The 11060-nt window shown below is 28.3% G+C and carries 10 protein-coding genes; 3 read left to right on the forward strand and 7 right to left on the reverse strand.

Going from position 1 to position 11060, the window contains the following annotated elements; all coding sequences use genetic code 11:
- Nucleotides 1-99 precede the first annotated feature (99 nt).
- Entirely contained in the window at nucleotides 100-1317 is a 1218-nt protein-coding gene (locus tag U9R42_09145; GenBank protein ID MEA3496185.1) for an FtsX-like permease family protein, read from the reverse strand.
- A 6-nt stretch (nucleotides 1318-1323) separates the two neighbouring features.
- Here U9R42_09145 and U9R42_09150 point away from each other — a divergent pair, with 6 nt between their 5' ends.
- Nucleotides 1324-2565 carry a DUF1343 domain-containing protein gene (locus tag U9R42_09150; GenBank protein ID MEA3496186.1) on the forward strand — a complete coding sequence of 414 codons (1242 nt, stop codon included), beginning with the start codon at nucleotides 1324-1326 and terminating at the stop codon, nucleotides 2563-2565.
- Between the two features lie 269 nt (nucleotides 2566-2834).
- Here U9R42_09150 and U9R42_09155 read toward each other — a convergent pair whose 3' ends face one another.
- Both U9R42_09155 and U9R42_09160 read right to left on the reverse strand, forming a co-directional pair.
- Nucleotides 2835-3272, reverse strand: coding sequence for an Hsp20/alpha crystallin family protein (locus U9R42_09155; protein ID MEA3496187.1), 438 nt, complete (start codon nucleotides 3270-3272; stop codon nucleotides 2835-2837).
- 236 nt (nucleotides 3273-3508) lie between these two features.
- On the reverse strand, nucleotides 3509-4189 hold the full coding sequence (locus U9R42_09160; GenBank protein ID MEA3496188.1) for a methyltransferase domain-containing protein: 681 nt from the start codon (nucleotides 4187-4189) through the stop codon (nucleotides 3509-3511).
- Nucleotides 4190-4715: 526 nt separating this feature from the next.
- Between U9R42_09160 and U9R42_09165 the strand changes: the two genes are divergently transcribed.
- Complete coding sequence (locus tag U9R42_09165; GenBank protein ID MEA3496189.1) at nucleotides 4716-5345, forward strand: hypothetical protein; 630 nt, start codon at nucleotides 4716-4718, stop codon at nucleotides 5343-5345.
- Between the two features lie 601 nt (nucleotides 5346-5946).
- Here the strand turns inward: U9R42_09165 and U9R42_09170 are convergent.
- From U9R42_09170 to U9R42_09185, 4 genes are all read right to left on the reverse strand, one after another.
- The gene (locus U9R42_09170; protein ID MEA3496190.1) at nucleotides 5947-6975 is read right to left on the reverse strand and encodes a potassium channel protein; all 1029 of its coding nucleotides are present in this window, start codon (nucleotides 6973-6975) and stop codon (nucleotides 5947-5949) included.
- 37 nt (nucleotides 6976-7012) lie between these two features.
- Nucleotides 7013-8323 (reverse strand): hypothetical protein, encoded by a 1311-nt coding sequence (locus U9R42_09175; GenBank protein MEA3496191.1) that lies wholly within the window; start codon nucleotides 8321-8323, stop codon nucleotides 7013-7015.
- 64 nt (nucleotides 8324-8387) lie between these two features.
- On the reverse strand, nucleotides 8388-9185 hold the full coding sequence (locus tag U9R42_09180) for a DUF2797 domain-containing protein (GenBank protein ID MEA3496192.1): 798 nt from the start codon (nucleotides 9183-9185) through the stop codon (nucleotides 8388-8390).
- 40 nt (nucleotides 9186-9225) lie between these two features.
- On the reverse strand, nucleotides 9226-9870 hold the full coding sequence (locus U9R42_09185) for an FISUMP domain-containing protein (protein MEA3496193.1): 645 nt from the start codon (nucleotides 9868-9870) through the stop codon (nucleotides 9226-9228).
- A 192-nt stretch (nucleotides 9871-10062) separates the two neighbouring features.
- Here U9R42_09185 and U9R42_09190 point away from each other — a divergent pair.
- Nucleotides 10063-11060: nucleoid-associated protein (locus U9R42_09190; protein MEA3496194.1), on the forward strand; the 998-nt coding region annotated here is incomplete at its 3' end.

Genomic DNA, 11060 nt, shown 5'->3' on the forward strand with positions numbered 1-11060 from the left:
GGTTTGTATTTGTATCAAATTATTTTAGAAAATAAAATTTTTACAGGGAAGTTGATTGTTGGGGATTATTAAAAAAAATGCTTTTTGTTATTTTCCAGTTTATTCAAATCTTATAGATTTCACAGGGTCTATTCTTGCTACAAATCGTGCAGGGAAGTACATCATTATTCCACAAAAAATTATTGTCCCTATATTAAGGAATAAAAACTTACCCCAAGTAAATGCAACAGGTACGGAATCAATAAAATAGTATTCTACGGGTAGTTTTACAATATTAAAATGATGTTGTAGAAAAAGTAAAAGCAATCCTAAAATATTACCAAAAACAACTCCCAAGATTATTAAAAATGAAGCATTATAAATAAATATTTTGCTAATCCTCCAATTGCTTGTTCCAAAAGCTTTTAGGATACCTATCATATTTGTTTTTTCAAGAATAATAATAAGCAATGCTGTAATCATGTTTACGGCTGCAACTATCAACATTAATATTAAAATTATCTGAACATTTTTATCAAGTAACCCAAGCCAGTCAAACAATTGAGGATAAATTTCTTTGATAGTTCGTGAATCCAATTTCAATGGTAATTCCAATCTTATTTCATCATTAATGATTTCAAGATTTTCAAGCTTCTCTATTTTTATTTCATAACCACCTGCCTGATTGCTTTCCCAATTATTTAATTTAATGATATGTTTTAAATCACAAATTGCAAATGTATTATCAATTTCTTCAAGCCCTGTTTTAAAGATTCCTGAAACTGTTAACTTTCGTGCTCTCGGTGGTTTTTGAACAAAATAGATTTCTATTTTATCACCAACATCTATCATTAATTTATCCGATAAAGTTTTAGATATCAAAATACCTTTAGAACTGGAATTTTTTTCAAAAGTAATAACATCCCCTTCAATAATGTAATTTTCTATTTCCGACCAATCATAATTATCGTTAACTCCTTTAAGAACAACCCCTTCAATTGCATTTTTTGTTTTTATTATTCCTGCTTTTGTGGCAAATACATTTACACTTTTTACTCCTTCAACATTATTTATTTTATTAATTAATTTTTTTTCAATATTTATTGCAGGATTCTCGTAAGTAAAATTTACATTTGTATTAGTTATTTGAATGTGTGAACCAAAACCAATTATCTTATTTTTGATTTCCGATTGAAAAGCATCAAGTATAGAAATGGAAATCATCATTACTATAATGCTTAAGGCAATAGCCGAAATGGCAATACGGACAATGGTTTTGGAGAATGTACGTTTTGACTGAAGAGTAATTCTTTTTGCTATATAATATTCTAAATTCAAATTTTTATGATTAAAAAAGTATTTACATTAATAATAATATCAATATTTTTCAATGCAAATTTAACAAAAGCACAATTAAAAACAGGTGCAGAAAATATTATTGATAACTTATCTCTTTTAGAAAATAAAAAAGTAGCTGTTGTAGCTAACAATACTTCAATGATAAATAACACCCATCTTATTGATTCATTGATAAGTCTAAAAATTAATATTGTAAAAATATTTTCACCTGAACATGGATTTAAAGGAAATTTTTCGGCAGGAGCAAAAGTTGAAGGAGAAAAATTTAATGATAACAAAATTCCTTTAATTTCACTTTATGGAAACAACAGAAAACCAACAAAAAAACAATTGAAAAGCGTTGATTTGGTGGTTTTTGATATTCAAGATGTTGGTGTTAGATTTTATACTTACATCTCCACTATGACTTATGTGATGGAAGCTTGTGCCGAAAATAATATTCCTATAATTGTTCTTGACCGACCAAACCCCAATGGATTTTATGTTGACGGTCCTGTTCTGGAAAAAAAATATTCTTCATTTATAGGTTTGCATTCAGTACCTGTCGTTTACGGAATGACAATAGGGGAATATGCACTTATGGTAAATGAAGAAAGATGGATGAAAAACAAAATAAAGTGTAACCTAAGAATTGTAAAACTAAGTAATTACAATAGAAATAAAATTTATGATCTTAGTGTTTCCCCTTCACCTAATTTACAGACTACAGAAGCAATTTTGCTATATCCGTCATTATGTTTTTTTGAAGGAACGAATGTAAGCATTGGTCGAGGCACTGAACATCCTTTTGAAATTATCGGAAGCCCTGAATTTTCAAAAGGAAGCTATTCTTTTATCCCAAAAAGCATTAAAGGTGTTGCTGATAATCCGAAATATCTTGGCAAAGAATGTAACGGATACTATTTAAAAGAATTTGCAAATAATTATTTACGTTCATATTATCACCTTTATTTATTTTGGTTAAAAGGTTTTTATGATGACTCAAAAAATAAAAATGAGTTTTTTACAAGTTATTTTGATAAACTAGCAGGAAGCGATAAACTCCGAAAACAAATAATTGCAGGAAAAACGATTGAAGAAATTCAAAATTCATGGAAGGAAGATTTGTTGGAATTTTTAAAAATCCGAAAAAAATATTTATTGTACCCTGATATTTCTATAGAAGGAAAATTATTAAAGGGAGGTTCTATAAATACATTTCTTTTAAGAAACAAAGATAATGAATAAGATGCAAGGCACAAATTTTTCTGAATAGCCGTAGCTATTGAGAAAAATTTTAACGCAGTCAGATTGTTTATTATCTTTGTTCCCAAAGGGTTTTCAGAGTTTTTCATATACTTCTTCAAAAAATTTTACATTATCCCGATTTGTTTCAATTTTTTTCATTCTCTATAAAAAACTCTGGAAATCTTAATGCGAATGTATTTATAGAACCTCCCTAAAAGCAAAATAAAAAAAAAGCCCCTTTTTGAGGAGCTTTTAAAAATGATTTTAAATTAAGCTATTTCAATTTCTCTTGATGCTTGTACTTTTGCTTCTTCTTTTAAAGGAAGAGAAATTGTCAATACTCCTTCCGAGTAATTTGCATCAATCTTATTTGAGTTAATCGCATCAGGTAGTGTAAATGAACGTGAAAATGAATCGAAACAAAATTCTTGTTTAGTGTAATTTTCTTTTTTTACCTCATTTTTACTTTCATTATTACTACTGATTGTTAAAACATCATTCTCAAGATTTACTTTAAAATCTTTCTTTTTTAATCCCGGTGCAGCAACTTCAATTTTGAAATTTTCTTTTTCTTCAATAACATTTACAGCAGGAGTACTTCTTGCAATACGTCCATTAAATCCATAATCGTCATTAAAAAAGTTTTCAAAAAGGTTTGAAAAAGCAGGATAATTTTCATTTTTACCGTTAAATCTAATAAGTGTCATAATATACCTCCAATTTTAAATGTTAATTTAATTTTTAATAATTTTTACGAATAAAAGTTCAACATTAATGCCAGTGGAATTAACCTGACATAAGCAGAAAATATTACATGCCATTACTGACAAAATGCTATGTATCAATTTTTTACAGACATCTTTTCATTCTCAGAAAGACAGCATTTCAGATAGGCTGAAAAAATGGCAAGATTTGTCAGTTTGTTATAATAAAATGTTAAAAATTATTTTCCAATAGATTTTTTATCAAAAACATAAAACCAATTATTTTTAACTACTTGAATTTTTTGAAATCCTGAGAAAAATTTTGAAAACAAATTCTCTAAGTTAACTAAGCTACTTTTCATTGCTTTAGAATTAATATCTTTGTTATAAACAAGGTTCCCGTTTTTGGCAATAACTTTTTTTAATGATTTAAAAAAATCTTCAGTTTCAAACTGAGAAGGTATTTTATTATTAATGTAAATATCAAAAATTACAAGATCAAATTTTTTATTACAGTTTTTCACAAAATCAAATGCATCAGTTTCTATTATCTTTAAGTTTTTGAAACGTGAAACCTTAAAGAATTCATTGCCAAGTTCAAGAACATCTTTATCCTTTTCAATGGCAACAAAAGAACAGTTTCTATTCATTTCTTCCTGAATGATTGATACAACACTACCCGTTCCAAAGCCTAATAACAATACATTTTCAAACTGTTTTTCTTCAAGTTTTATTTTTTTAAAAATCTTTTGAAAACCTTTATGAAGTTCCCCGAATGAATAATTTGTGTCTGCGGCATTAAGAATGTATTTCCCATTAATGTAATAAACCTTAAGTATTCCATTTATCGGGCTTTGTATTTCTTTTACCAACGAACCTGCAAAAAAACTTATAATATATTTCCAATCAATTTTTTTCAAAATCCATATTAAATTTAATGGTTCTATGTCAAATACTGTGGGTAATCAAATTTGCCACAGATTCACAGATTACAAAATTACTCTTTTTGTAATTAGTACTTATAAGAAAACTCATTATTTGCCCAGCTGTACCCCATAAATTCCCTAAAGGGGAAAACCCAACTCACTGAGTGTGATGCATTTTTAGGGGACAAAGGGATGAGCGGAGGATATGCAGAATTTTCTTTTTTTTCTCAGAGGTACTAATTAATGAATTTTAATCTGTGAATCTGTGGCTCTAATTTTTTTTTACCCACACAAATCAACATAGTACCAAACAAAATAATTCCTAAATTAGCTGTTTTGAAGGTAATATAAAAATAAAATAAAAAAGACTTATAAAAATTTGCGAATCATTAAAATATTTTTGTAGATTTACTTTTTATTTTTTTATTGATTTTCTACAATTCTAAGGTATTTTAATTTATTTGCATTGTATTAAAACAAAATATAACTTAGGTTTTAAATTTTATTAATATTTAAAGATATGAAGAAACTTTTTACAATTTTGTTGTTTTGCACCATCATCACAAGTTCTTATGCACAAAAAGATTTTGAAAATCCTTTTATCAAAACTGATATAAATTTTGGATTAAAAGAATCCCAATTAACTTATATGTCCTATGGGGCAGATGTTGGCTTTGGTTTTATACATGATAAAAATTTCTATTACAACCTTGTTTTGGGATATTCCGCTAACAATAACCTTGAAGATAAATGGGACAGAACAAGTAAATTTAGTAATTTTTCTATTGGTTTTGAAGCAAAACCACTTCTTTATAAAACATTCGTCAATTATACTATGATGATGCTTTTTGCTGATTTTGGTTTTAGCTATAATTTTGCCAACATCACTAGCCAAAGAAAAGGACAAGATTCTTTTACCGAAAAGCATAATTTTGCTGTTTTTTCTTTTGGTGGAAGTTTTGTAATTCCATTAAGCCCTCTTTATATGGTTAAAAACAAGATGCTTAAAAAATCAAAATTTTTAATTGAACTTGATGGACTTGCAATATTTGATGATAATATTTCACTTTTCAAAGAGACATATTCAAACATTTCTTCTATTACATGGGGACAGCAAATCTCTTTAAGCTGGATTTATGAACTCAATTAAAGTGGAAATTCTTTAGGAAGATTCTATAAACATTTCTTTTAGGAAACTATTATATTTTCAAATAAATAGTGCCTCTTAGAAAACTCTCCAAAATTAAAATAGATAGTTTTCTAAGAGGCACTAAATAGAAAATAAACTGATTAAAAAGTAAGCAAGTAAAGTCAAGCAAATCAAATATCGCCTGTTCCGCCCATCTGGGGTAAATCTCAAAAACGGCTCTGAACTTACGGAAACTTCATTATTCATAATTCCTTGTTCAATATTCGATATTCAAAAAACGAATAATGAATAAGATGCAAGGCATCCATACGCACTTACTTCGTTTCGTTTGCTTCACAAATTTTCCTGAATAACTCCGCGTATCGCTAAAGTTTTTGTGCAGGCACAAGCTATTGAAAAAAAACTTATACTAAACCGCTATTAAGATGCTGATTAAGAAAATAAATTATTTTTGTTTTGTTTTTCTTCACAAAATTCTTGCATAGCCATAGCTACGGAATAATTTTTTGAATAAAAACAGGGCGAAAAGAAATGTTTTATTTTCAGTATCTTGATGGCGGTTTAGTATTAATGCGAATGTATGTATTTATAGAACCTCCCTTTATGAATAATGTTCTTCAAGAGAAATCCTATCTTTAGGGGTTGTCATTATTATTAATGTAGTTGTTTCTTTAAGAATATGTCCTTGCTCAGGATGATATATCCATTTACCATCTTCACGAATTGAAAGAAGAACAGTTTTCTTAAATGTTTCAATATTCAAATCAGCAAGAGTTTTTCCTGCGTATTTTGATGATATATTTATTTCTTCCACTCTTAACTCATCATTTGTTCCTCGCATCATTTCATCAAGAAAACCTGTAACTGTTGGTCGTATCATTTCAGATGCCATCCTCAAACCCCCAATGAATGTTGGAGAAATTACTTTGTCAGCACCGGCAATCTTAAGCTTTTCAATATTATTTATTTCAAGACATTCTGAAACCAAAGTAATATTTGGATTTAAATGTTTTGCTGAAACGCATACTACAAGATTTATATTATCATCTCCTGTATTTACAAATATTCCTTTTGCTTTTGTAATACCAAGTTGTATTAAAAATTCATCATCAGTAGGATCTCCAATTAACCCCATGAAATCGTCATTTATTTCTATTAAATTATTTATCTGATCTTTTTCTATCCCTGCTAAAATAAAAGAACGTTTTGTCTTTATTAATTCATTTACTATGTTTACACCAACATTTCCACATCCACAAACAATATAATGATCATTAAGCTTCTTTATTCTCTTTTCCATTTTTTTCATTTTAAAACTTTCATTTAAATTACCTTCAATAATTATTGATGCAAGGTTTGAAACAAAATATGTTAAAACACCTATTCCTGCAAAAGAAAGCACCATAGTATATATTCGTGCAGAAACATTATTTGACATATCAACGATTTCTCCATAACCTATTGTTGCAATTGTAATTACGGTCATATAAAGACCTTCAAATAAGGTGTATTCCGGTTCAACAAGATGATAACCGATAGCACCTCCTACAAGTACAATAAGAAAAAGAAGTCCAGTAAACCTTAAGCGTTTGAAAATTGTTTCATTTTCCGAACTTTTATGTTTTGACATATTAAATTACAATTATTTTGAGAACAAAGTTAATACATTAATTGATATTGGGATTTTTAAATGAGGTAGGAAATACACTCTTTGGTAATATTTTAAACAAAAGTGGAAGTGTTAAAAAAGAGCCGGGAATGGCAACTATTGCAAATATTGGTAAAGTTTTAAGAATATCTATTAATTGTAATCTTACTTTTTCCTTTTCTTTAAGACTTAATTTTTTCTTTCTTGATTTATTTAGCAACTCAAGTAACTCCTTGCTTTCAGCTATTTCCTGAGAAATTTTTGATTTATACTCACCAACTAAATTAGCTATACTTTTTAGCAAGCTATTTCCAACAATTCTATATTTCTGTTTGTCTTGGAGGTAATGTACTTCTTGCCAGTTTTCAATTACAAAACTTTCAACTGCAATAAGGCTATTCTCCAACTCCTTATTTTCAAAGCCTAATTTTGTGTTTAATTTCCTTAAAAATTCCTTTTCATCTTGATCAACTTCTTTGTCAGACCAAATTGTTAATGTTGCAAGTTCAAGGAAATATTTTTTCAGCAACCATGAATCAATAGCGTGTAAATCAATATCATCAACAGTCAAACCTTGTTCAAGATACTTTGATGCTTCTTTTTCTTTTTCAGTTGCAAGTTCAGATGAATGTAGAAAAAAATTATAAAGCGATCTTTCCTCTGTTTCAATTATTTTGTTAGCATTTGCAGCAGCAGCAATTATTTGTAAAATTGTAAGTCTAACATTATTATGCAGTTCATAAAACTCAGAATTAGTGATTATCTTTTTTGAATCCAACCATTCTGTGAAATAATAAATATCAAGAAATAAAAGGCTATTTTGAAAAAAACTAGTCCAAAAGTTTTTACTCCATTTTTGTTTAATATCTATTCTTTCTTCAATAATATATTCCGCCAGTTCAATTTCATTCTTCGTTTTTCCAAATTCTTTTTTATGCTGTTTTTTTGAAAAGTGAGGAAAGAGATCAATATAAAAACTTGAAATACTCTTTGTTAATTCAGCATGTATATCAATAGTAGCTTTTTTAGTAATTACCTCATCTTTGTAAAAATACATTCCACTGCTATAAAAACTTTCAGCTAATAGAATTTTCATTTTACTTTTATTAGCCCACTTTGAGCTTTCGGAATATGATGTAGCATAAAAATTTAGAGGAAAGCCGTACATCAAACCTGTAGGTTGAGTAACACAATATAAATATTCATCAATTTTATCAAAGGAAGATAATTTCTCAGCAATTTTTTGACATTCCCCCTCAGCTACAAGATACTTTCTGTACTCAAGATACTTTTTTAACCAACCTTTTTCTCTTGGATCTATTGATTTCAAAACTTCTGATTTTTTTTCAAAAGTACAATTTATTTATGATTTGGAATTTGTTTTTTGATATTTCTTAAAATTCTAATTTCAAGTAAAAACCATTATGTTTTCTGATATTCAATACTTTTTGGTCGTCAAAAATTAAATATTGTGCTTTAATTCCAACTAACTTCCCTGTATATTCCGGTGTTTTCAAAAAATCTATACTTTTTACTTTCTCAGGATAACTAATAACATCATATTTTATTTCAGTTATTTTGTTGGTTTCATTGACATATTTTTTTAATTCTTCAGATAGTAATTCAGAAGCGTTTAGTTTTTCTTCAATTAGATTTTGTCCTAAATCAATATTCCCAGTAAGCATTTTTCGCCAGTTTGTTTTATCGGCAAAATGCTTTTTTAATTCAACTTCTATCAATCCTGCAAGATGCCTGTTTGGTGTTTCGGCAATTACAATTCCTTTAACTGCACCCTGATCTATCCATCTTGAAATAAGATTTGTTGCTTTAGTAACTCCTACTTTTAAATGGCTCGAAACTGAAAGATAAACAAAGTGTGGCTGGAGGCTGTATTGTTTTGCCCATTCCATATCACGTGAAATACCAAGATGGGATTTATCGAGTTCAGGATTTATTATTGAAGGGTCAGCTTCAGGAGCTGTCAGAAAACAATTGTAACAAAATCCTTGATTATAAGTTTTTCTGATTCTTTTGCCACATTTTATGCAATTTATTTGTCCTGCAAAACTAATTTTTAAACTTGTACCTATTAATTCATTTACAAAAATTGTTTTACCACCAATAGGCAAATAATAATGAGCTGAATCATCAAGCTTTGTTTTCATCTTAATGATATTTCCTTCAGCTTTCATATTTATAGAAAAATTTGAATCATTGATTGGATTTCACTAATTAATTATCTTTAACACACCTTACTGATAAGCCTGAACTTAACTGATTCCCTTCCCTGCAAACATCTTCAGAAATATCATGAAATTCACGACTCCAATTTGTATTACCAGCAAATTGTGTTGTAGATGTCCAAAATTCAGCACTTATTGTAATACTTTTAAATTCACCTTGAAATGAACGCATTCCTGACATTAAAACGTTAAGACCTGAGCTACCTCCTGCTTTAATTTTATCTCCCTCATCTACACCTCTATATCCTTCTTTGTTAGCTACTTGTTCTGTCATCCCCAATTCCATTTCTAATTCTTTCCATTCTTCATCCGAAGGAAGATGCCAGCCTTCAGGACAAGCACTTTTCGCAGCTGATAAAGTATAAAGTCTTCCGTGTGCATTTGCTTTTGACGCATCGTTATCATAATACCAAGAATTATCGGATGTAATATATCTTAGATTTTCCGCCATCCATGTTTGATTTCCAATTTCTACAGTTTTGTAAAGTTCGTTATCTCTGCTGTCTTTAAAAGTGTTTTCAGGAAGTGGGTCATCAGGTCCGTTACCTTCGTCATCGTTGCAGGAAGTTGTTGTTAAAATTATTGTTGAAATACTAAAGAATAGTATTAAAAGCCGTAAGTATCTAAATTTCATCTTTATATCTTTTTTTTATTGGTTAGATTAATATTCTGTGTCGCATTAACAAACGTATTATTTATTTTTTATTGTGTTCGCATAAGCAAAAATTCTTCCATTATAGCAAACAAAAATTTCACAACTTTTTGTTTGTGTAGTTTCTTTAAATGTCTCAAATTCGAACTTTTTAAAAATTAACTTTGTTTTAGCATGTTTGAGTTTTCCGATGTATATTTTGATAAAATTGCTGTACATAATGTCGGCAATAGACAAAAGGATGAAAAATTAATTTTATCAAAGTCAGAATTAGAAATTGATGAAGAAATTATTAATGAATTATTGCTAAAATATTTTTTAAAACCATTTAAGGAAGAAATTTTTTATCAATTTTATCATGAAAGCGATATTGAATTAAATGAAGTTTATTCTTATTGTAAAAAAATATTTAATGATGATGCTAAGTTTTTTAATCAATCAGTAAATTTAGCAAAACATTTGTACGAAAACTCAAATCATCCAAAAATAAAGGGCGGAGAATTTTATGTTGTTTATTTTAATAATGTTTGGATTGGAGATGAAGAAGTTGATGCAATTGGTTTGTTCAAGTCCGAAAATAAAGATACTTTTTTAAAAGTTTATTCCAAAAATAACAACTTTGAGATTGAACATGACAAAGGAATAAATATCAACAAGTTGGATAAAGGATGTCTTATTTTTAACAGCAGTGAGCAAGATGGTTACAAGTGTTGCATTGTTGATAATGTAAGCAAAGGCGAAGAAGCTTTATATTGGAAAGAATATTTTTTGCAACTAAAAGCGGTTGAAGATGATTATTTTCACACAAAAAATTACATGAAAATGTGTAAATCCTATGTTGATGATATTTATAATCAAGAAAATGACATTCCTAAAACCGACCAGATTGATATGCTAAACAGTACTGTTAATTTTTTTAAGGATAATGAGAAATTTGATAAAAAAGAATTTGAAGAAACAGTATTTGAAGCACAGGAAAACATTCAATCATTTCAAGCATACCAAGAAAAATATAAAGATGAGCAAGATATTCAAGTAGTAGATAATTTTGATATTTCAAAGCATGCAGTAAAAGGCACAAAAAAAGTTTTTAAAAGCGTTTTGAAACTTGATAAAAATTTCCATGTTTATATTCACGGAAACAGAAGTTATATTGAACGTGGATTTGATGA

This window comes from Bacteroidota bacterium, from assembly GCA_034723125.1.
In the GTDB taxonomy this organism is placed as follows: domain Bacteria; phylum Bacteroidota; class Bacteroidia; order CAILMK01; family JAAYUY01; genus JAYEOP01.

Bases quoted from the DNA above. Each gene is read 5' to 3' on its own strand.
- U9R42_09150 (MEA3496186.1), top strand. From the start codon at position 1,324: ATGATTAAAAAAGTATTTACATTAATAATAATATCAATATTTTTCAAT.
- U9R42_09155 (MEA3496187.1), bottom strand. From the start codon at position 3,272: ATGACACTTATTAGATTTAACGGTAAAAATGAAAATTATCCTGCTTTT.
- U9R42_09165 (MEA3496189.1), top strand. From the start codon at position 4,716: ATGAAGAAACTTTTTACAATTTTGTTGTTTTGCACCATCATCACAAGT.
- U9R42_09170 (MEA3496190.1), bottom strand. From the start codon at position 6,975: ATGTCAAAACATAAAAGTTCGGAAAATGAAACAATTTTCAAACGCTTA.
- U9R42_09180 (MEA3496192.1), bottom strand. From the start codon at position 9,185: ATGAAAGCTGAAGGAAATATCATTAAGATGAAAACAAAGCTTGATGAT.
- U9R42_09185 (MEA3496193.1), bottom strand. From the start codon at position 9,870: ATGAAATTTAGATACTTACGGCTTTTAATACTATTCTTTAGTATTTCA.